19 protein-coding genes are annotated in these 20,578 nt (G+C 65.9%); 14 read left to right on the forward strand and 5 right to left on the reverse strand.

The window, feature by feature from the left end; genetic code table 11:
• Positions 1 to 65: 65 nt before the first annotated feature.
• The 5 genes from L0M17_RS09645 to pdxS all read left to right on the forward strand — a co-directional run bounded on the left by L0M17_RS09645 (position 66) and on the right by pdxS (position 5,053).
• A complete protein-coding gene (locus L0M17_RS09645) occupies positions 66 to 800 on the forward strand; it encodes a response regulator transcription factor (protein WP_241053755.1) in 735 nt (244 codons plus the stop codon).
• Complete coding sequence (gene thrS / locus L0M17_RS09650) at positions 703 to 2,724, forward strand: threonine--tRNA ligase (protein ID WP_241053756.1); 2,022 nt, start codon at positions 703 to 705, stop codon at positions 2,722 to 2,724. The genes L0M17_RS09645 and thrS overlap by 98 nt, the downstream gene beginning before the upstream one ends.
• 1 nt (position 2,725) lies before the next feature.
• Positions 2,726 to 3,364, forward strand: coding sequence for an HIT family protein (locus L0M17_RS09655; protein WP_241053757.1), 639 nt, complete (start codon positions 2,726 to 2,728; stop codon positions 3,362 to 3,364).
• Complete coding sequence (gene pgsA / locus L0M17_RS09660) at positions 3,354 to 3,974, forward strand: phosphatidylinositol phosphate synthase (RefSeq protein WP_241053758.1); 621 nt, start codon at positions 3,354 to 3,356, stop codon at positions 3,972 to 3,974. Before L0M17_RS09655 ends, pgsA begins: the two co-directional genes overlap by 11 nt.
• A gap of 116 nt (positions 3,975 to 4,090) precedes the next feature.
• Complete coding sequence (gene pdxS / locus L0M17_RS09665) at positions 4,091 to 5,053, forward strand: pyridoxal 5'-phosphate synthase lyase subunit PdxS (RefSeq protein ID WP_255731832.1); 963 nt, start codon at positions 4,091 to 4,093, stop codon at positions 5,051 to 5,053.
• A gap of 212 nt (positions 5,054 to 5,265) precedes the next feature.
• Here pdxS and L0M17_RS09670 read toward each other — a convergent pair whose 3' ends face one another.
• Positions 5,266 to 5,988, reverse strand: coding sequence for an 8-oxoguanine DNA glycosylase OGG fold protein (locus L0M17_RS09670; protein WP_241053759.1), 723 nt, complete (start codon positions 5,986 to 5,988; stop codon positions 5,266 to 5,268).
• Between the two features lie 208 nt (positions 5,989 to 6,196).
• On the opposite strand from L0M17_RS09670, the gene L0M17_RS09675 reads away from it, so the two are divergent.
• On the forward strand, positions 6,197 to 7,099 hold the full coding sequence (locus L0M17_RS09675; RefSeq protein ID WP_241053760.1) for a Wadjet anti-phage system protein JetD domain-containing protein: 903 nt from the start codon (positions 6,197 to 6,199) through the stop codon (positions 7,097 to 7,099).
• 318 nt (positions 7,100 to 7,417) lie between these two features.
• Here L0M17_RS09675 and L0M17_RS09680 read toward each other — a convergent pair whose 3' ends face one another.
• Together L0M17_RS09680 and L0M17_RS09685 are read right to left on the reverse strand one after the other, a co-directional pair.
• Positions 7,418 to 7,744: a hypothetical protein gene (locus L0M17_RS09680; RefSeq protein ID WP_241056529.1), complete on the reverse strand. Its 327-nt coding sequence runs from the start codon at positions 7,742 to 7,744 to the stop codon at positions 7,418 to 7,420.
• The gene (locus L0M17_RS09685; RefSeq protein ID WP_241053761.1) at positions 7,689 to 8,939 is read right to left on the reverse strand and encodes an alpha-amylase family protein; all 1,251 of its coding nucleotides are present in this window, start codon (positions 8,937 to 8,939) and stop codon (positions 7,689 to 7,691) included. Before L0M17_RS09685 ends, L0M17_RS09680 begins: the two co-directional genes overlap by 56 nt.
• A 65-nt stretch (positions 8,940 to 9,004) precedes the next feature.
• Here L0M17_RS09685 and L0M17_RS09690 point away from each other — a divergent pair, with 65 nt between their 5' ends.
• The 3 genes from L0M17_RS09690 (at position 9,005) to L0M17_RS09700 (ending at position 11,477) form a co-directional block, all read left to right on the forward strand.
• The gene (locus tag L0M17_RS09690) at positions 9,005 to 9,670 is read left to right on the forward strand and encodes a TetR/AcrR family transcriptional regulator (RefSeq protein WP_241053762.1); all 666 of its coding nucleotides are present in this window, start codon (positions 9,005 to 9,007) and stop codon (positions 9,668 to 9,670) included.
• Positions 9,671 to 10,606: 936 nt separating this feature from the next.
• On the forward strand, positions 10,607 to 10,873 hold the full coding sequence (locus tag L0M17_RS09695) for a PadR family transcriptional regulator (protein WP_241053763.1): 267 nt from the start codon (positions 10,607 to 10,609) through the stop codon (positions 10,871 to 10,873).
• A 25-nt stretch (positions 10,874 to 10,898) separates the two neighbouring features.
• Positions 10,899 to 11,477, forward strand: coding sequence for a hypothetical protein (locus L0M17_RS09700; RefSeq protein WP_241053764.1), 579 nt, complete (start codon positions 10,899 to 10,901; stop codon positions 11,475 to 11,477).
• A gap of 259 nt (positions 11,478 to 11,736) precedes the next feature.
• On the opposite strand, the gene L0M17_RS09705 is transcribed toward L0M17_RS09700, so the two are convergent.
• Positions 11,737 to 13,749 carry a M3 family metallopeptidase gene (locus L0M17_RS09705; RefSeq protein ID WP_241053765.1) on the reverse strand — a complete coding sequence of 671 codons (2,013 nt, stop codon included), beginning with the start codon at positions 13,747 to 13,749 and terminating at the stop codon, positions 11,737 to 11,739.
• A gap of 67 nt (positions 13,750 to 13,816) precedes the next feature.
• Positions 13,817 to 16,507 (reverse strand): asparagine synthase (glutamine-hydrolyzing), encoded by a 2,691-nt coding sequence (gene asnB / locus L0M17_RS09710; RefSeq protein ID WP_241053766.1) that lies wholly within the window; start codon positions 16,505 to 16,507, stop codon positions 13,817 to 13,819.
• Positions 16,508 to 16,639: 132 nt separating this feature from the next.
• Between asnB and pdxT the strand changes: the two genes are divergently transcribed.
• The 5 genes from pdxT to ruvB all read left to right on the forward strand — a co-directional run bounded on the left by pdxT (position 16,640) and on the right by ruvB (position 20,574).
• Entirely contained in the window at positions 16,640 to 17,320 is a 681-nt protein-coding gene (pdxT, locus tag L0M17_RS09715) for a pyridoxal 5'-phosphate synthase glutaminase subunit PdxT (protein WP_241056385.1), read from the forward strand.
• Between the two features lie 2 nt (positions 17,321 to 17,322).
• Positions 17,323 to 18,078, forward strand: a complete 756-nt coding sequence (locus tag L0M17_RS09720) for a YebC/PmpR family DNA-binding transcriptional regulator (protein WP_241053767.1) — start codon at positions 17,323 to 17,325, stop codon at positions 18,076 to 18,078.
• Positions 18,079 to 18,119: 41 nt separating this feature from the next.
• Positions 18,120 to 18,704 carry a crossover junction endodeoxyribonuclease RuvC gene (ruvC, locus tag L0M17_RS09725; protein ID WP_241056386.1) on the forward strand — a complete coding sequence of 195 codons (585 nt, stop codon included), beginning with the start codon at positions 18,120 to 18,122 and terminating at the stop codon, positions 18,702 to 18,704.
• Positions 18,705 to 18,833: 129 nt separating this feature from the next.
• Positions 18,834 to 19,481, forward strand: coding sequence for a Holliday junction branch migration protein RuvA (gene ruvA, locus L0M17_RS09730; protein ID WP_241053768.1), 648 nt, complete (start codon positions 18,834 to 18,836; stop codon positions 19,479 to 19,481).
• On the forward strand, positions 19,474 to 20,574 hold the full coding sequence (gene ruvB / locus L0M17_RS09735; protein WP_308196849.1) for a Holliday junction branch migration DNA helicase RuvB: 1,101 nt from the start codon (positions 19,474 to 19,476) through the stop codon (positions 20,572 to 20,574). The genes ruvA and ruvB overlap by 8 nt, the downstream gene beginning before the upstream one ends.
• The last annotated feature ends 4 nt before the right edge of the window (positions 20,575 to 20,578 follow it).

The raw sequence follows: 20,578 nt of genomic DNA on the forward strand, positions 1-20,578 counted from the left end.
GACTGCCACGCAGCACACGGCCGACCATTCCCAGGGGATCGCCTGCGAGCGCAGTCAGGATGTCCGTGATCGATCCCGCGCTGCAGTCGTTGAGCCCCAAGGACCAGACGAGGGCATCCGTGTTGACCGTCGCTGCGGAGAGCGCCCACGCCCAGAGGGCGAGAGCTGTACCGATGGTCCCGAGAAGGGGTGCGCCTGGCGCGCCACGTAGCCAAGGCCCAGCGTTCCACGTAGCAGGCGGACACTTCGCCTACCTCCTGAAGGACAGAGTCCTCGACGTCGATGACTTCCTTGACGTTCTCGAGCGCGTGCGGGCGGGTGGGACCGCCCTCGACCCCGAGGTCGTTGTCGAACTCCTTGCTGCCGCTCGGGCCGACACGCGCCTGGCCCGCTTGACGCCACGTGAACGGGACGTCCTCGTGCTCATGGCGGAGGGCCGGACAAACCTGGGCATCGCCCGCCGGCTCGTCCTCACCGAGCGGACTGTCGAGACCCATGTGAGCAGCATCCTTTCGAAACTGGGCCTTCCGGATGGCGAGGGCGATCACCGCCGCGTGCTCGCCGTCGTCGCCTATCTCGACTCCCGTCCGGACACGCATTGGCGCACGGGAGGCCGCGCCGTTTCCGATAGTCTTGACGATGGCTGGCTGTGGTCCCCGTATGCCACAAGCTATGAAGCCGAGAGATCAAGAGGAGACGCCCGTGTCAGATGCCCAGCAGATCACCATTTACGTAGACGGCGAGGAGCGGACCGTCACGCCGGGCACCACGGGAGCCGACCTCTTCGAGGGCCGCCGTGAGATCGTCGTCGTCCGGGTTGACGGCGTCCTCAAGGACCTTGACCAGCCCATCCCGGCGATGGCGGTTGTCGAGGGCGTCGACATTGCCTCTCAGGACGGGCTCAACGTCCTGCGGCACTCGACCGCCCACGTTATGGCGCAGGCCGTCCAGCAGCTCCGCCCCGACGCCAAGCTCGGCATCGGCCCCTACATCAAGGACGGCTTCTACTTCGACTTCGACGTCCAGGAGCCCTTCACGCCCGAGGATCTGCGGACTCTCGAGAAGATGATGCTCAAGATCGTCAATCAGAACCAGCTCTTCCGCCGTCGGGTCGTCACCGAGGTCGAGGCTGGGGCAGCGATGGCGAACGAGCCGTACAAGCTCATCATTCTGGGCGCGAAGGACAACCAGTCCGAAGGCGCGGAGAAGGAGGGCGCGAACGTCGAGGTCGGCGTCGGCGAGATCACCATCTACGACAACATCGACCGCAAGACGGGCGACGTCGTGTGGTGCGATCTCTGCCGCGGGCCGCACCTGCCGAACACGAAGCTCATCTCGAACGCGTTCGCCCTCACCCGCTCCGCAGCGGCCTATTGGCTCGGCAGTGAGAAGAACAAGCAGCTCCAGCGCATCTACGGCACGGCGTGGCCTACAAAGGAAGCGCTCAAGGAGTACCAGGAGCGCATCGCCGAGGCGGAGCGTCGCGACCACCGGAAGCTGGGCGCTGAACTGGACCTGTTCTCGTTCCCCGACGAGCTCGGCTCGGGCCTGCCGGTCTTCCATCCCAAGGGCGGCATCATCAAACGCGAGATGGAGGACTACGTCCGCCGCCGGCACATCGAAGAGGGCTTCCAGTACGTCGGGACGCCGCATATCTCGAAGGATGGGCTGTTCCACACTTCGGGCCACCTCCCGTACTACGCCGACACCATGTTCCCGCCGCTCCACGTCGACGAGGAGCGTGACGAGGAAGGAAACATCGTCAAGCCCGGGCAGGACTACCGCCTGAAGGCGATGAACTGCCCCATGCACAACCTCATCTACCGTTCGCGCGGCCGCTCGTACCGCGAACTGCCGATGCGGCTCTTCGAGTTCGGGCATGTGTACCGCTACGAGAAGTCGGGCGTGGTGCACGGCCTGACGCGTGTCCGCGGCTTCGCCCAGGACGATTCCCACTCGTATGTCACGAAAGAGCAGGCTCCCGACGAGGTCAAGCACCTTCTGAACTTCATCCTCTCCCTCCTGCGCGACTTCGGGCTCAACGACTTCTACCTCGAGCTCTCGACCCGCGATCCTGAGTCGGACAAGTTCATCGGCACCGACGAGCAGTGGGAAGAGGCCACGGCGGTTCTCGAGCGCGTGGCCCGCGAGACCGGCCTCGAGCTCGTTCCGGATCCGGGTGGGGCGGCGTACTACGGCCCGAAGATCTCGGTCCAGGCAAGGGACGCGATCGGCCGTACGTGGCAGATGTCCACCGTGCAGTACGACTTCAACCAGCCCGCACGGTTCGGCCTCGAGTACCAGGCTGCAGACGGGACGCGCCAGGAGCCCGTCATGATCCACGCCGCGAAGTTCGGCTCGATCGAACGCTTCCTCGGCGTCCTGACGGAGCACTACGCGGGGGCCTTCCCCGCGTGGCTCGCTCCCGTCCAGGTCGTGGCCATCCCGGTCGCCGAGGCCTTCAACGACTACCTGTACGACGTCGTCGCCCGCCTCAAGAAGGAAGGCATCCGTGCCGAGGTGGACGCCTCGAGCGACAGGTTCCCGAAGAAGATCCGCACGGCAAGCAAGGACAAGGTGCCGTTCGTGCTCATCGCCGGGGGCGAGGATGCAGAGGCCGGGGCCGTGTCGTTCCGCTTCCGTGACGGAAGCCAGGACAACGGGGTGCCGGTCGAAGAGGCGGTCAAGCGCATTGTCGAGGCCGTGCGGACGAGGGCTCTCTGATATGGCCGAGCCCACGGGCGCTCAGGATCAGGGGGCGCGATCAGTCACCGACGTCGAAGGATCAGACAGCGACGTGACGGATTCGTTCGAGCTGCCCGGAACGCCGGATGCCTTCGGGCGCCTGTGGACTCCACACCGCATGGCCTACATCAAGGGTGGACAGGGCCAGTACAAGGACAAGGAGTGCCCGTTCTGTGCTGCGCCGGGGCGGAGCGACGAAGAATCGCTCATCGTGCACCGAGGCAAGACCTGCTACGCCATCCTCAACCTGTACCCGTACAACCCCGGGCACATCCTCGTCTGTCCATACCGCCACGTGGCCGACTACACCGACATCTCGCGGGAAGAGACGGAGGAGATGGCTACGATGACGCAGACGGCCATGCGAGTGATCCGCAAGGTCGCTCGTCCCCACGGCTTCAATCTCGGGATCAACCAAGGCGATGCCGGGGGTGCCGGGATCGCAGCCCATCTCCACCAGCACGTGGTGCCCCGATGGGGAGGGGACGGCAACTTCCTGCCGATCATCGCCCAGACGAAGCAGATCACCCAGACTCTGGATGAGACGAGGGGCCTCCTCGCGGAAGCTTGGCCCGAGGACGGGGTGCTCGTGGAAGGAAAGGGCGCGGGTGCTCAATAGACACGCACGGGCGCTGTTCACGCGGCTCTTCACCCCGCTGGCCAACGCCCTGCTCCGCGCGGGGATCTCGCCGGACTTCGTGACCTTCGTCGGGACCGCCGGCGTCAGTGCCTCGGCGCTGATCCTGTTTCCGCTCGGCCACCTGTTCTGGGGCGTCGTGGCGATCACCGTGTTCGTCTTCTCGGACGTCCTCGATGGGATCATGGCGCGCCTCACGAACCGGAAGGGCCGTTGGGGAGGCTTCCTCGACTCCACCCTCGACAGGGTCCAGGACGATGCAATCTTCCTGGGGCTCGCGCTCTGGTTCTACGGCGGGGGGCACGACGGCGGAACTGGCGCCCTCGCCGTCGTCTGTATCCTCCTCGGAAATCTCGTCTCGTATGCCCGCGCGAAGGCGGAGTCCCTCGGATACGAGGCAAACGTTGGCATCGCTGAGCGCGCGGAGCGGCTTGTCTCGGTGCTGGTCGTCGCAGGCCTGTGCGGCCTCGGCCTCCCGACTCCGTTCCTGTTCTGGACCCTCGCGGTCCTTGCCGTCGCGAGCGCAGTGACGATCGTCCAGCGGGTGGTCGCTGTCCGCTCTCAGACGAGGGCGGAGTCCGGCTCGGCCTGACGCCGGTGAGCCTGTGCAGTCGCCTATCCCGGCCTTGCTGCGACTGTTGCGTCGCACCGATCACATCCCTGCTCGTGCGGCGATAGACTGGGAGCCACCCCAAGGATTTCCCTGTCATGACGGCCGGATCCCTCCGACCGTCCGCCAGCAGCCAAAAGAAAGACGAGCACGTGTCTACTGAAGCAAATTCCTCGGCACCGACCACCGGCAGTGACCGCGTCAAGCGCGGGATGGCGGAGATGCTCAAGGGCGGCGTCATCATGGACGTCGTCAACGTCGAGCAGGCGAAGATCGCGGAGGACGCCGGCGCCGTAGCCGTGATGGCCCTCGAACGCGTCCCCGCGGACATCCGAGCCCAGGGCGGGGTCTCCCGCATGTCGGACCCGGACATGATCGACTCGATCATCGAGGCCGTCTCGATCCCGGTCATGGCCAAGGCCCGCATCGGGCACTTCGTCGAGGCCCAGGTCCTGCAGTCCCTCGGCGTGGACTACATCGACGAGTCCGAGGTCCTGACGCCGGCCGACTACGAGAACCACATCGACAAGTGGCAGTTCACCGTCCCGTTCGTGTGCGGTGCGACCAACCTCGGCGAGGCCCTGCGCCGGATCAACGAGGGCGCGGCCATGATCCGCTCCAAGGGCGAGGCCGGCACCGGCGACGTCTCCAACGCCACCACCCACATGCGCAAGATCCGCGCCGAGATCAAGCGCCTGACCACCATGGCCGAGGACGAGCTCTACGTCGCCGCCAAGGAGCTTCAGGCCCCGTACCAGCTCGTGCGCGAGATCGCCGAGACCGGCAAGCTCCCGGTCGTGCTGTTCACCGCCGGCGGCATCGCGACCCCCGCCGACGCGGCGATGATGATGCAGCTCGGCGCCGACGGCGTCTTCGTCGGCTCGGGCATCTTCAAGTCCGGCAACCCCGCCCAGCGCGCGGCCGCCGTCGTCAAGGCCACGACCTTCTTCGACGACCCAGACATGATCGCCAAGGTCTCCCGCGGCCTCGGCGAGGCCATGGTCGGCATCAACGTCGACGACATCCCGGCGCCCCACCGCCTCGCAGAGCGCGGCTGGTAAACGCTGGTAAGCGAGGCGATTCAGGCCCACGCCGCCATTGTTTGGCAGCGTGGGCTTGTTCGTTTCGGCGCTGCGGTCGGGACTGATGCCGTGGTCCAAGATGGGTGTCCATCGACGCTCGGGATGCCTTGGTGCAACCGGACGCTCCATCCGAAGCAATTAGCGCGATTCAATTGGAGGACGAACCAGCTGACACGGTCTAGCAGGGAGCCCTAGCTTCCGTCGTCGCCGGAGAACAGGGCCCGCTCGATCTCATCCGGCCAGACCTCAGACTTGGAGCGGGCTGTTTCCTCGTTTGCCCACCTTGCGAGCAGTTCGCAGTAGCTTACGTACGTGTCCGTGTACCAGTTGTAGCTGTAGCTCGGACCCGAGTGAGGGAGTGACGTCCACCCTGCCTGGGCCAAGCGGCTGGCCACGCGGGCGTCGAGGATGAGGCATCGCGTACCCGTAGTGCCCTCCGAAGCGAAGTAGAGGAATTTTGTGAAGAATGCAGGCCCAAGGCCTGCGATCTGTCCGCCACCGCGTCGGATGAGCGAGCTGTAGGCTCCTGCGGGATCGCCGTCGAGTGCCAGCTCGGTCGCGCGCTTGAGAAGGGCCACGTTGCGCGCCCGGTCTGCAGGTCGTGCGAAAGACTGAATCCTCTTCTCATTCCCGCGCTGGCTAGCGCCGGTTCCCCAGGCCAGTACGTGCCAGAGGAATGTGAGCACGTCGTCTTCCGCAGCGAGAGGGGCAGAGGCGGCCCGCCCCAGCTGAAAGAGGTCGCCGCGCGTCAGGCGGCCAAGCTGACCGTGTTTAAAGACCTGCACCATCTGATGCAGCCCGTGGCTCGCAAGTCGTGAGTTCCACCAATCCACGCCAACGGTCTTTGCATCGAACCCGTGGTCGAGAACGTAGCTCTCTCGTGCGCCGATCCGGCGACGTATGCCGCTGGGCATCTCAAGATATGTGGGCGCTCACACGCCCGAGCATACGTGGACCGTAGCGCGCTTGAGACGATTTGGGCCCCTCTGAGGTTCTGAACCTCGAGGAGAGCGATCCAGAGCCCAGCCATGCAAGGCATTCCTGCCTAACCTCCGGTGAGAGCGAGGTCCACACGACCGCGAGGATTTCCCAGAATGTCAGCTGCAGAACCACCGGGCCGGCGTGCAGGCGCTCACCGGCCTCGACGACCTCGGGCTGCTGCCCGGCCATGCGCCACGCATTCACTTCACCTACCTCGACCCCGATCACCGCGCGGCCGGTAAGCGTGTGAACGACTCGGCGACCGTCGGCGACAGCTTCACGGCCGCCTATCTGCCCGATATCGTCGTTATCTCCGAGAACAAGGACACCGCCATCCACTTCCCGCCGCTCACCCGAGGCGTCTCGGTGGAGGGCGTCGGCAAGGGCGGGAAGACGCCAGCGGCGTTCGTGTGGATCCGGGAAGCGCCGGTGGTCATCTACTGGGGCGACATCGCCCGCGACGGCTTCGAGATCCTGAACGGCTACCGGATCGACTTCGATCGAGACATCGATTCGATCCTGATGGGCCCAGAGACGTGCGAGACTTACGAGGAGTTCGGCACCGACTACGACCAACACTGCAGGCTGCTCGAGCCCGGAGATCCGAAGCCGGTGGATCGGCTCCACGATGACGAGCGGTCCGTGTACCTCTGCATCCTGAACGACGGGCATGCAGGTCATCGAAGAGTTGAGCAGGAGCGGCTCCCGCTTAGCGTTCATCTGAAGCCGACCGTCGTCGTGCGGGAGGGCTGGCTTGTCGACCCAAGCGACTTCGTCGGCGACGTCGTTCTCGACGAGGTCGGTCCTCCGGGCGTTGACGTCGCCCGTTATCTGAACTACCACGAGGACCCGGGCGGGCTTTCGCAGGCGCTGGGGAGGAACGCTATCGAGAGCGTCCAGCAGGTCGCCATACCGCTCCCTGAGGCCTCGGACGGTCACTGGGTGAAGATGGCGGCCCCGGTCCTCGAGGGCGCTTCCGATGCCCCCGTCCCGGCGGCTGGCAGGCTGGCCCGATTCATGCCGCCGTCCTCGCCGCGTCAATGAGGGGGAGGATCCAGTGCGATGGGCTCGTCAGGCGAGCGGTCTGGCCGGCCTGGTCCTGGATCCTGCTCGCGCGCTGACGGCGCTCGACGGCTGGGATCGCCAGCAGGTGTAAGACGTTTCACCGCAAAGGCTCCCGGGCGCACCTTGGTCTGTCCGGAGAAGGAGCCCGGCATCGGCCGCGTCGGACCTCGACCGGAAGGAGAGCGAGGCTCGACTCGCCGCTGCCGAAGCAGAGGTCCGGAACCTGCGCCGGCAGCTCGACGAGGCGGAGGACGCTTGAATCCGTTGGTTGCTGCACGAACCGGTGCTGGATGCCCCTCAATCATCCCAGCGGCCCTGTGTCCGAGCAGCGAACTCCTCTCGGGTAAACGACTCGACACCGAACTCTGAGGCTTTCGCGCGGACGGCCTTGTCGTTCGACACGATGATCCAATTCGGGCCGAAGAGCTGGTCGGCGGTTTCCTGCATCCCGTCTAGGGCGCAGGCGACGAGTAGCGGGTCGGCTCCGCCCTTGTTCGCGTAGAGGTTCACGAGCGCCGTGTCGTCCTTTGGCACAGTGGCCATGACGGTCCGGAGGAATCCCCCGGGATCACGGGAATGCGAACAGGCGGCCTCCCTCCCTGCTATGGACAGCTGCTCGGGCACGATCAGTGAGGTCGAGTTCCACGCGCAGCGAGTCGCTGCCGTCGGACGCGACGGTCTCGTAGACGTACCGCTCGTTGGTCAGCTCCCGGACATGCGTGCGAGCCGTGACAAGCCACGGATGGCGTCGCCGGATCCCGATGAGGTTCTGGTGGATGCCCATCAGCCAGTATCCCCAATCCGCGAGGCCGTTCGGATCCGTCGGGAAGGCCGGACGTATAGCATCGTCGCCGCCGACACGGTCCTCTTTGACTCCGACGAATCCCTGTTCATCGCCGGCATAGATGGAGGGTATTCCGCCGGCGGTCATCAGCACGACGAGCGCAAGGACCGCGCCATCCGTGCCCACCTTGCTCGCGATCCGGGTGACATCGTGGTTCCCGACAAATGTCTGCGGGACGAACGTGTCGAGCATGCCGTTGTGGCGATCGAGCGCCCAGTCCAGCTCGAAGAAGTTCCGGTCGAGGATGCTGCTCCAGATCGCCTTCCAGAGCTCGTACTGGGTGACTGAGTCGACACCCGACTCCCGCACAATGCCACCGTAGTCTCCGTGGATGACCTCGGCCGCGAACCAAGTCTCGGGATATTCGGCGCGAACCGCGGGCAGGACTCTGGCCCAGAAGCGCGGATCGACTGTGTAGGCGGCATCCAGACGCCATGCGTCGATGCCCTTCGACAGCCAGAAGCGCATCACGTCGGCAACGTAGTCAGCGACATCCGGGTTCCTGTGATTCAACGCCACCAGGGAGTCATGACCCTCGAAGGTGGCGAATTCCGGAACGTCGCCCGCCCAGCTGATGTCGAAGAATTCCGCATATCGGCTCTTGCGTCCGTTCGTCCGCACATCGACCGCGAACGGATGGTCCCGGCCGACATGGTTGAACACGCCGTCGAGCATGATCCGAAGGCCCCGCCCGCGGGCCGCCCCAATGAACCGGTCGAAGCTTTTCAGGTCCCCGAGCCGGGGGTCGATCTGGAAGTGGTCGGTCGTGTCGTACCCGTGCGTCTGGGACGCGAAGACGGGACCGAGCAGCAGACCGGAGGCACCCAGCTCCACCGCATAGTCCAGCCAGCCGGACATCCCCTGCGCGCGGCCAGGATCTGCGTCTGCCTGCGCGCGGTCGCGGATCGGCGCGCCCACGAACCCGAGCGGATAGAGGTGCCACCACACGCAGTTACGAACCCAGTCCAAGTCCATCCAGTCTCCCTAGTGATTCAGACTCACTAAGATGGAGTCTAACGGCGGTGAGATAGGATCGCAAAGTGGTTCGCAGGGACAGGCATCCGAGGCGTCGCCTCGACCCGGAGGAGCGCCGCGAGGCCATCCTCGAGGCCGCAAGGCTGGCTTTCGCGGAGGCCCCCTACGATCAGGTGGCGCTGTCCCGAGTGGCAGCGGACGCCGACGCCTCCGAGGCCCTCGTGCTGAAGTACTTCGGCAACAAGGCCAGGCTCTACACGACCGTGGTCGAGCAGGCGATCGAGGACCTTTCTGCCAGACAGCGCGAAGCGCTCGCCGCCATCCCTCCCGATGCGACGCCCGGCGACCGTCTCCGTGTCGCGCTCGACGTGTACTTCGACCATATCGCCAGCCATCCTTCCGGCTGGGCTGCCCCGTTGCTTCCTGTGCATTCCGAACCCCACGAAGCAGCAGCGGTACGGGCGAAAGCGAGAAGCGAGTACGTCCAGCGGTTACGGCAGCTTCTGGCAGCTCCGCGGGGGCGCGAATACGACTACGCGCTCCGGGCCTTCTACGGTTTCCTCGACGCCGCGTGCTTGCACTGGGTGGGCGTGGGCTGCCCGCCAGCAGACCGGGGCATCATCGCCTCGGCCGCGATCGGCGCTCTTCAGGGGGCGTTGGGCGACATCGGTTCCGATCAGCGGGCGCAGACCGTGGAAGGCCCGTCTGCTTCAGCAGATACCCCTTATTGAAGCGCGCCTGGGCCTGGACGGGGCCTCCGAGTGGAATGTGCGCAGCGGCTGCGGTGAAGTGTGCAGTCAGTGCTGGCAAGAGGGTCTTGATCGCCTGGTGCTCTATGCGCCTCGGTCCTGAGCTCGCCGCTGGTCGGTGGATGCAGCAGCTCATGGAACTTGCTGATTGGTGATGGGCGTCCGGTTGCGATGTCCAGCGCCTCGCCCATGTTCTCGACGAAGGCCTTGGTGCGCTCGAACGTGGCTGGGCTTCCTGCATGCATGTTGGGCTGCATGGTGACTCCGCCGTGAGGTCAAGTTGCTACGGCTCGCCTGGATTCCGTGCCCGGCCTCGTTGATGTGCTCGGGGTCCAGGGAGATGGCCTGTAGAAGTACCACCCGCTCTTTCCCTCGCCCTCATCATCGAGTTTGGCTCGTGTGAACTGGCGGAACTCGACAGTCTATGAACAAGTGATGATCGCAGTGGAATGGGCCTGTTTGTGTTGAATTCGCAGGCAGTTTTTCCTCGTAAACGAACGCAAAACGTGTACATTACATACACCCCCGGGAGCCGGGAAGACTATGTGCTGAACGGCTCCAAGGGCGCTTCCCTGATGGCCAACGCCGCCGTCCTCATCCTCTATCTGATGAATCAGGACGTGATACGGATGGAGCTCGTGCAGGGTCCACCGGTTGTCAATCTTGGACCACGGGATCAACGTCGACGACATCCCGGCGCCCCACCGCCTCGCAGAGCGCGGCTGGTAAGTAGAGCCCCTACGAAAAGGACGCCACGGACTTGCTGTCCGTGGCGTCCTTTTCGCTGCAAGGGATCATGATGCTTTTGCATGAATCGCCGGCTCGACGCTCGCAGCCTCATCAAGACACTCCTGCTGCACCTCGGACGGGTACAGGGAACTCCGATTCTTCGTCTGTTCCTATATGTATAGTTTGAGCATGGGCACCTACCTGCGCCTCACGCCAGCGCTTCGGTCGGTTCTGACTTGCTTCCTCGAGTCGGACGGCGCGCAGTGGGGGCTCCTGATCTCCTCCAAGTCAGGGAAGCCCACTGGCACCGTCTACCCGCTGTTGGAACGGCTGGAGAGAGCCGGATTCGTTACTTCATTCTGGGAGGACGAAACGGGGCGTCCGGGTCCGCGAAGACGTCTCTACTCCCTGCTTCCTGAGGGCCGCGAATGGGCGATGGAGCGACTCGGACGATGATCGCGGAGAAGGCTGAAGGGACATTGTGAGCAACTCGGATGACCAGATTCGGCGGGCCATCAGGCACACTCCGGTGGACGATCGACCACGCTATGCCGAAGAGTGGCAGCGCGATCTGAACGAGGCCAAGGCGCGTGGCCCGGCCGCCGAGACGGAAGCCGGCCGCGGGGCGCTGCGGATGGCTGCACACCTCAGGGAGCGTTGGCTGGGCAGGCTGCTCCTGGGTGGCCTGGGACCGGTCCGGGCAATTCTCGGATGGGCCATTCTGGCAACTGTGGCTCTCGCCGCATTCCTGTTGGGTAACGTTGTGGTCCTCCTGGGTCTGGTCGCATTCATCGTGACCGCGCTTATCCTGGCCAGGGCCGGTGCCCATACGACGTGGAGCTACGCCGCGATGGTGCTGTCGGTCGTCCTCGGCACGGCCGCTGCAGCCTATGTCTGGTGGGTCCTAGGTGCGAAGATCGACGCGGCCGATGCCATGACGCCCGAGCCAGAAGCCGCCCGTTTCGGTGGGACGGCTCTGGTCGTGGTCGGGCTGAGCGTGCTGAGCTTCATCGTCTCTGTCATCTTCGCCGGGGCAAGGGAAGCCAGGATCGATCGGTAGAAGCGCAAGGAATGAGAACGGTGCCCGTGGGTCGTCGCCGCGGGCACCGTTCATTGCCGACTGCTAGTCAAACCAGCGGGCTCCGCCGGGATTGCAGCTGGACCGGCAAGTGACGCTGGCCCGCAGCATCAACGTCGACGACATCCCGGCGCCCCACCGCCTCGGCGAGCACGGCTGGTAAACGGCCCGGATCGGCCTCGAGATGGCGACGCCGGCCCGCGCCTGAGGAGTTCAGGTGCGGGCCGGCGTCGTTCTGGATTCAGGCGAGACCGCGGCGCGCGAGCAGCGGAGCGACGTCAGCGTCCCGGCCGCGGAAGGCACGGAACGAGTCAAGCGGATCCCGTGAGAATCCACGGGAAAGGAGTTCTGCGCGGAACGTCTCGCCGTTCGCCCGCGTCAGTCCGCCGTTCTCCTTGAACCATTCCACCGTGTCTGCGTCGAGCACCTCACTCCAGATGTACGACCAGTAGCCCGCGGCATACCAGCCACCGGCGAAGATGTGCTGGAAGTAGCCCGTGCGGTAGCGGGGAGGAACGAGAGGAACGTCGACTCCAGCACCCGCGAGGGCGCGCGCCTCGAACTCGAGCACGTCGCCGGGATCGTCGCCGGCAGCGAGCCCATGCCAGGCGAGGTCCAAGAGGGCCGCTCCCAAGTATTCCGTCGTCCCGTACCCCTCTCCCCAGAGCTGTGCGGCGTCGAGCGCCTCAATCTGGGAGGCCGGCAGCGGCTCGCCTGTCTCGTAGTGGCGCGCGTAGTTGGCGACGACTTCGGGCCAGAGCAGCCACATCTCGTTGACCTGTGAGGGGTATTCGACGAAATCACGTGGCACATTCGTCCCGGAGAACTTGGGGTACTCGACGTCAGAGAGCAGCCCATGAAGCGCGTGGCCGAACTCGTGGAAGGCGGTACGGGCCTCATCGAGGGTGAGGAGCGCCGGCTCTCCGGGAGCGGGCTTCTTGATGTTGAGGTTGTTGATGACGACCGGCCGCTCGTCGGTGGCCCGCGCCTGCTCGACGAGGGCGTTCATCCACGCCCCGCCCCGCTTTGTGGGCCGGGCGAAGTAGTCGCCGAGGAACAGCCCGAGGCCTGAGCCGTCGGCGTCGAAGACCTCCCAGACACGAACGTCTTCGTGGTAGCCCACCAGGTCGGTGCGTTCCTCGAAGCGGAGCCCGTAGAGCTGGCCGGCCGCGAAGAACACCCCGTCCTTCAGGAGCCGGTCGAGCTCGAAGTAGGGCCGGAGCGACTGCTCGTCGACCGCGTACCGTTCGCGCCGGACCCGGGCCGAGTAGAAGGCCCAGTCCCAGGGCTCGAGGTCATGCCCTGCCGTCTCTGCCAGGATCTGGGCCTCCGAGGCGGCGTTACGCACGGCCGGGGGAGTGAGCTGCCCGAGCATGGCGTGAACGGCCGCGCCCGAGGGCGCAGTCTGATCGTCCACGGCGAGGTCCGCGAAGCTCGCATACCCGAGGAGTTCCGCCTTCTCGGCGCGCAGGCGCACCATCTCGCGGACCAGGCCGAGGACGTCGGTGTCGCCGCCGGAGCTGCCACGCGCGATCGAGGCTTCGAAGATGCGGCGGCGGAGGCCACGGCTCTCGAGGACGGCGAGCACGGGCTGGACTGTCGGCTGGATGAACGTGATGAGCCATCCGCCGTCGTGCCCCGCAGCGCGAGCGGCCTGCTCCGCGCTCGCCCGATCGTCGGCGGACATGCCAGCGAGCTCGTCCTCGTCAGTGACGAGGACCGCAGCCCTGTTGATCCCCCTCGAAACGCGCTGGCCATATTCGGTGCCAAGCCGCGTGAGCTCCGCGTTGAGCTCACGAAGCCGGCTCTGCCCGGCGTCGTCCAAGTCCGCTCCAGCGCGACGGAAGTCATTGAGCCACTCCGCCACGAGCCTTGCAGATTCCGGCTCGAGCCCTGAGGTGTCGATAGCGGCAAAGCGATCCCGCAGCGCGCGGTTGAGGAGGATCGCGTCGTCATGGGCGCTGAGCTTGGGCATGATGTCGGTCTCGAGCGCGCGGATCGAGTCTGTTCCGTGGGACGAGACCATCGTCGTGAAGGAAGCGACCGCCCGCAGGAGCGTCTTGCCTGAGCGTTCGAGGGCCACGGCCGTGTTCTCGAACGTAGGCTCCTCGGAGCTTCCGGTGATGGCATCGATCTGCGCAAGCTGTTCCGCGATCCCAGCATCGACCGCTTCCGCATAGTGCGCATCGGTGATCTCGGCGAACGGAGGGAGGCCGTAGGGGAGCGTGCTGGGAACGAGGAGCGGATTGGTCATGAAAGGAGCCTTTCACGCAGTGCGGCCCCGGGCAAGGACCCGGGGCCGCAGTGGTGTTAGGCGGCAGTCAGTCCTGGGCGAACACGAGGGACATGGGGGTGGCCTGTGACCCTTGGCCCTGCGGATTGTCCTTGAACATCCCTGCGATCGTCTCCTTCGGCAGCTCTGTGTCGTGCCCCATGACGACGACGCCGAGGTCGTTCGCATCCATGATGGCGGTTCCGCCGAACGAGGCGACAGCCTCGGCCGGGAGCGCCGCGCGGATCGCCGCGCTGAGGGAGCGGGCGACGCTGTCGGGATCCTTGGGCGCGAGCTTCACCGAGTTGCTGGCGGCCCCGAGGCTGTAGGGGGTGGCGCCGTCGATCGCGTTGATGTTGTGGCCCACGACGTCGTAGAAAACGCCGCTCTTGCCCTGGACCTTCCCGACCACGGACGCCGCTGCGGCCTTGGCGATGAGCGGCAGGCCGACCTCATTGATCGCGATCTGCATCGACCAGGGGCTCCCGAGGCCGATCCCGGCCGGCGTACGGGTCACGAACTTGCTCAGGACGCGGGCCGCGGGGGAGACCTCGATCTCCCAGACGGGGAACGAACGGCCCTGCGTGATGGCGACGATCTTCTCGCTCACCAGCAGGTACCAAGGGTGCCCTTCCACCGCCTTCCGCGCGTCCTCCGGGGCCTCGGAAAGCCCACTGAAGAAGCGGTCCACGTAGCCGGTCACGGCAGGAGCAAGCTCGGTCGAGCGAGCGAAGACGTCCGTCTGGAGGGGGTAGCGGCGGAACGTGCGGTCAGCCGAGACGATGTCGAGCTCCTTGCCCGGATTGGCCTCGTAGTCGCTCTTGCCGGCCTTGACGTCGGCGGGCGCCTCGTCCTTGTCGATGAACTCGCGGAACCACAGCTCCACATTCAGGAGGCGCCAGAAGATCATCGTGTCGGCGTCGTTCTTGCCGTTGAGGTACTCCTCGAACGCCGTGAGGACCTGCTCGCGGTCCCAGTAGGGGCGGTTGTAGAAGGAGTTCGACATGAAGACCTTGTAGATCCGCTCCTTCATGAGCTTGAACCACTCCGCCTCGGGAGTCGTGAAGCCGATCTTGTTGCGGCGGTTGCTGATCTTCTCGGGAAGGAGGCCGCGCGTCGCGTCCCGCAGCACGCGCTTGTTCCAGCCCTCCTTGAGGATCGCCTCGTCCGAGAGGCTGAACAGGTACTTCACGACCTCCTTGTCGAGGAACGGCACGCGCCCCTCGAGCGAGAAGCGCATCGTGTTCTTGTCCTCGTAGCGCAGGAGCGAGGGAAGCGACTTCTCGAAGAGATCGTCGATGAGGCGCAGCTTGAGGTTTGCGGGGATGTTCCCGAACGACTCGCCGCCGAACTTCTGCGCCCAGTCCCGCTTGAGGAGCGTGCCCATCGAGACGGTCTTCTTGCCACTGGCCATTCCCCTTAGGCGGAAGCGGCCGAGGCGGTAGAAGATGTCGAGGCTCGACGACGACTCCTTGGCGAGCGTAGCGAAGTCGCCTTCGTCCTTGAGCTGGCGAAGATAGGCGAAGTAATAGGGGATGTAGCCCGCCATCATCTCGTCTGCACCCTGGCCGTCGAGGAGGACGGTGACGTGCTTGCTGGCCTCTTTCATGACGCAGTACTGCGCGTAGGGGCCGGAGGAGATGATGGGCTCCTCCATGGTCCGGACGAAGTCGACGAGGTCCGCGTCGAAGCTCTCGGGCGTCGGCTTGATCTTGTGTGCCTCGATGCCGCCGCGGCAGACCGCGATCGCCGCGTCCGCGTAGGCCTCTTCGTCGTTGATGGCGTTAGGGAACACGGCACTGAACGTGTTCTGCTTCGCGCCAACGGCCTCAAGGCCTTCCGCGTTCTCCTGCATGAGGCGGTTGATGGTCACGACGACGGCGGAGGAATCGAGGCCGCCCGAGAGCGCGCTGCCCACAGGAACCTCAGAGTTGAGCCGGATCCGGATCGCTTCCGTGAAGCGGCGGCGATACTCCTCGACGACGTCGGGCGTGTACGGCGTCTTGATCTGGGCGAGCTCCTCGAGCTCTTCACGAAGGCGTGTGTAGCTCGAGATGCGGAAGCGCCCGGTGGCGAGCTCGATCGTCATCATCTCGCCCGGGAGAAGCTTCTGCACTCCATCGAAGAACGTCTCGGCGGTATCGTCGTGGATCCGGAATCGCAGATACCGGTACAGGATGCGCTCGTTGGGCTTGGCCTCGATCTTCCCCGACGCGAGAATCGGCTTGATCTCGGAGGCGAAGAGCAGCTGCGGCTCGCGCTCGGTCCCCGCATTGGCCCAGTAGAGCGGCTTGATGCCGAAGTGGTCGCGCGCGAGGACGAGCCGGCCGAGTCGCCGGTCGAGAATCGCGAGGCCGAACATCCCGTTGAAGCGGTCGAACGCCTCGGTGCCCCACTCCTCATAAGCCTGGAGGACCACTTCCGTGTCGGACACCGTCAGGAAGGTCCGGCCGAGGTCCTCGAGCTCCGCGCGCAGCTCACGGTAGTTGTAGACCTCGCCGTTGTAGACGAGGACGGTCTCGCCGTCCGCGCTGATCATCGGCTCCTGGCCGTGGGCGCGGTCAACGATGGCAAGACGGCGGTGAGCGAGACCGACGCCGCCGTGGCCCTCCGAATCGACGAGGGGATCATCGATGAAGTAGCCCTCGCCGTCGGGGCCGCGGTGCTGGATGCAGCTGTTCATAGCGTCGAGCAGAGCCTGATCCTGACCGAACCCGTAGTAGCCGGCGATACCGCACATCGTGCAATCCTCAATCTGTTGTCGTCACACGGTCCGCCGTCCATGCTACCGGCGCGGCCCTGCTGACCCGGGGCCAGCGCGTTCCTGACGCGGCTCGGGTTCCGCCGCGACTAGACTGGATGGGTGAATTCGCTGCCCACTCCCGCTTTGGATCCAACAGCCGAGACGGCGCCGCGTGTCGGCGTCCTCGCGCTGCAGGGCGACGTGCGCGAGCACCTCGCTGCTCTCGAGTCCCTCGGGGCGCAGGCAGTCAAGGTGCGCCGCCCCGAGGAGCTTGAAGCGGTTGACGGCCTCGTGGTGCCCGGAGGGGAGTCGACGACGATCGACAAGCTTGCGCGGGCGTTCGGGCTCGCCGAACCGCTTCGCAAGAAGATCGGGGAAGGCTTTCCCGTCTTCGGTTCGTGCGCGGGGATGATCCTGCTTGCGGACGAGATCGCCGATCCGGCCGAGGACCTCACGGGCGCGCCGCAGGAGACGTTCGGCGGCCTGGACATCACGGTGCGGCGCAACGCGTTCGGGCGGCAGCGGGAGTCCTTCGAGACCGACCTCGACTTCAAGGACATCGACCAGTCCGGCGGACCTGTGCACGCGGTCTTCATCCGCGGCCCGTGGGTCGAGCGGGTGGGTTCTTCGGTCGAGGTACTCGCCGAGGTCGATCCAGAGCACGCGTCCCACACGGCTACGCTCGGTGGCCGGTCTAGAATTGTGGCAGTCCGTTCAGGAAACCTGCTCGCGACATCGTTCCACCCCGAGGTGACGGGCGAGCGGCGGGTCCATGAACTTTTCATTCGCATGATCAAGGGAGAAGCGTAGGCATGTCCGGCCACTCCAAATGGGCGACAACGAAGCACAAGAAGGCTGTCATCGACGCCAAGCGTGCCAAGGCGTTCGCCAAGTACATCAAGACGATCGAGGTTGCGGCGCGCCTCGGAGGCCCTGACCTGTCCGGCAACCCCGCCCTCGACCTGGCTGTCTCCAAGGCGAAGAAGAACTCGGTCCCGAACGACAACATCGACCGTGCCATCAAGCGCGGTGCGGGCCTGACCGGCGAGGCCATCGAGTACACCGAGATCATGTACGAGGCCCGCGGCCCCCAGGGTTCGGCGCTGCTCATCGAGTGCCTCACCGAGAACCGGAACCGCGCCGCGGCGGATGTCCGCCTCGCGGTCACCCGCAACGGTGGCAGCATGGCCGATCAGGGCTCCGTGAGCTACTTGTTCACGCGCAAGGGCGTCGTGAGCCTTCCGAAGAACGGCCTCTCCGAGGACGACGTGTTGATGGCGGTCCTCGACGCCGGCGCTGAGGAGGTCAAGGACGCTGGCGAGAACTGGGTGGTCTACTCCGAGCCGAACGACCTCCAGGCCCTCCGTGACGCGCTCAACTCCGCCGGGATCGAGTACGACACCGATGAGGCAGAGTTCGTGCCGTCCATGGAGGTCGGACTCGAGACCGACGCCGCCCGCAAGTTCGTCCGGCTCGTCGATGCGCTCGAGGATCTCGACGACGTCCAGAATGTCTACACGAATGCGGACATGAGCGAGGAGGTCATGGCGGCCCTCGAGGCCGAGTGACCTCCACCGTGGCATCGACTCACGGGGCCGAACCCCCTCAGCTGCGCGTCCTCGGCGTTGATCCGGGCCTTACCCGGTGCGGGCTGGGCGTCGTCGACGTCGCACGCGACCGTCGGGCGACGCTCGTCGGCGTCGGCGTGGTCGGGACCAGCGCCCAAGAACCGCTTGATGCCCGCCTTCTCCTCATAGCACGCTCTATCGACGAATGGCTCGATCGCTATGAGCCCGAGGTCGTCGCCGTCGAGCGGGTCTTCTCGCAGCTGAACGTGAGCACTGTCATGGGTGTTGCCCAGGCATCGGGCATCGTCATCGCGGCCGCTGCGCGGCGGGGCATCCCCGTTGCCCTGCACACGCCTTCCGAGGTCAAGGCCGCGGTCACGGGCAGCGGCCGGGCCGACAAAGCGGCGGTCACGCGCATGGTCACCAAGATCCTGCGCCTTGAGACTTCGCCCCGCCCGGCTGACGCCGCGGATGCGCTCGCGCTTGCCCTCGCCCATGCGTGGCGAGGGGCGGCACCAGGCTCGCCCTCAGCGGTGGGAAGGACGACGGCGATGACCGCCAACGCATTGACGCCGGCCCAAAGGTTGTGGGCAGAAGCGGAATCTAGGGCTCGTCGGAAGACCTAGCTGAGTGGGGAGCGCGGAGAAATGGCCAGCGGCAGAGTCGAAGGCGCGCCGACGCACCTCGCCTTTTCTGTCACCCAACCCCGGTAACTTGTTCGTAGATATGTTCGGACGGCAGAAGGAGCCCTCACCGTGATCAGCTTCCTCCGTGGCGCGGTCTCCCATGTGGGGCTCGGATCGGGCGTTATCGATGTCGGGGGAGTCGGCATGGCGTTCTCGGCCACGCCCCAGACCCTCGCCGGCCTACGAGTGGGCGAGGAAGGGACCGTCCATACGCTCATGGTCGTCCGCGAGGATTCGCTCACGCTGTTCGGTTTCGCCTCGCCCGAGGAACGCGAGGTCTTCGAGGTGCTGCTCGGTGTCGCAGGCGTGGGGCCTCGACTGGCCCTCGCGGTTCTTGCAGTGCACAGCCCAGAGGCAGTGCGCGTCGCGGCCCACTCGGAAGACGCGAAGGCGTTCACGAAGGTTCCGGGCATCGGCCCGAAGGTCGGCGCTCGCCTCGTCCTCGAACTCAAGGGCAAGCTGGTGCCGCTCGGAACAGGTGGTGAGCAGGCGCCGTCGTCCGCTGGACCCGCCGGGGCGGCGTGGAAGCCCCAAGTGGTTGAGGCGATGACCTCGCTCGGCTGGTCGGAGAAGGACGCCTCGTCAAGCATCGAACGGGCGCTCGAGGACCAGCCGGACCTCGCGGAAGCAGGGAACGTTCCGGAGATCCTGCGCGCCACGCTTCGCTGGCTGGGGCAGGGCGCGAGGACTCCTGTGAAGTCAGGCGCTCGTGGCTGAGCCGTCCCTCGTCGCGAGCGGGGAGGAGCCGGAAGAGCGGGCGATCGAGGCGGCCCTGCGGCCGAAGCATCTCGACGACTTCGTGGGGCAGCAGCGCGTCCGGCGGCAGCTCTCGCTCGTGCTCGAGGCGTCGCGGCTGCGGGGGCGGAGCGCGGACCATGTGCTGCTCTCGGGGCCGCCTGGTCTCGGCAAGACGACGCTCGCGATGATCATCGCGGCGGAGATGAATGCTCCCTTGCGGATTTCCTCGGGGCCAGCGATCCAGCACGCGGGCGACCTGGCTGCGATCCTTTCCTCGCTGTCCGAGGGCGAAGTCCTCTTCCTCGATGAGATCCACCGCATGTCCCGCCCGGCCGAGGAAATGCTCTACATGGCGATGGAGGATTTCCGGGTCGATATCGTCGTGGGGAAGGGTGCCGGTGCGACGGCAATTCCCTTGGACCTGCCTCCCTTCACTCTTGTCGGCGCCACGACGCGAGCAGGGCTTCTGCCTGGCCCGCTCCGCGACCGGTTCGGTTTCACGGGCCACCTCGAGTTCTATTCCGTGGAAGAGCTCGAACTCGTGTTGCGCCGTTCTGCCGGGTTGCTCGATCTGCGCGTCACGTCCGCGGGGTTCACCGAGGTCGCCGGCCGCTCGCGCGGAACCCCTCGCATCGCGAACCGCCTTCTGCGGCGTGTGCGGGACTGGGCCCTCGTCCACCGCATCGAGCAGATCGATGCGCGAGCTGCGGCAGCCGCTCTCGACATGTACGAAGTGGACGCGAAGGGCCTGGACCGGCTGGATCGCGGGGTCTTGTCTGCACTCGTGACCAAGTTCGGGGGAGGGCCCGTTGGTCTTTCGACGCTGGCTATCGCGGTGGGCGAGGAGCCCGAGACCGTCGAGACGGTGGCAGAGCCCTATCTGGTCCGCGAGGGGCTCATGGGGCGCACGCCTCGAGGGCGGATCGCGACACCGGCCGCCTACGAGCACCTTGGGCTTCCGCTTCCTCCTGACGCGGCGTTCGCCTACAGCGCAACCCTGTTCGGGCCCGGATCGGCCCCCGCGAGTGAGGATGACGCCAACGACGGCGAATTCCTCGCCGACTGGGGCTGAGACA

The sequence above is a fragment of the Sinomonas terrae genome (assembly GCF_022539255.1).
Lineage (GTDB): Bacteria > Actinomycetota > Actinomycetes > Actinomycetales > Micrococcaceae > Sinomonas > Sinomonas terrae.

What these genes read in the sequence shown, in the direction of transcription:
- L0M17_RS09695 (WP_241053763.1), top strand. Translation starts at nt 10,607, where the DNA reads ATGGGCACCTACCTGCGCCTCACGCCAGCGCTTCGGTCGGTTCTGACT.
- L0M17_RS09685 (WP_241053761.1), bottom strand. Translation starts at nt 8,939, where the DNA reads ATGGACTTGGACTGGGTTCGTAACTGCGTGTGGTGGCACCTCTATCCG.
- pdxS (WP_255731832.1), top strand. Translation starts at nt 4,091, where the DNA reads ATGACGGCCGGATCCCTCCGACCGTCCGCCAGCAGCCAAAAGAAAGAC.
- L0M17_RS09705 (WP_241053765.1), bottom strand. Translation starts at nt 13,749, where the DNA reads ATGACCAATCCGCTCCTCGTTCCCAGCACGCTCCCCTACGGCCTCCCT.
- L0M17_RS09720 (WP_241053767.1), top strand. Translation starts at nt 17,323, where the DNA reads ATGTCCGGCCACTCCAAATGGGCGACAACGAAGCACAAGAAGGCTGTC.
- L0M17_RS09670 (WP_241053759.1), bottom strand. Translation starts at nt 5,988, where the DNA reads ATGCCCAGCGGCATACGTCGCCGGATCGGCGCACGAGAGAGCTACGTT.
- L0M17_RS09655 (WP_241053757.1), top strand. Translation starts at nt 2,726, where the DNA reads ATGGCCGAGCCCACGGGCGCTCAGGATCAGGGGGCGCGATCAGTCACC.
- asnB (WP_241053766.1), bottom strand. Translation starts at nt 16,507, where the DNA reads ATGTGCGGTATCGCCGGCTACTACGGGTTCGGTCAGGATCAGGCTCTG.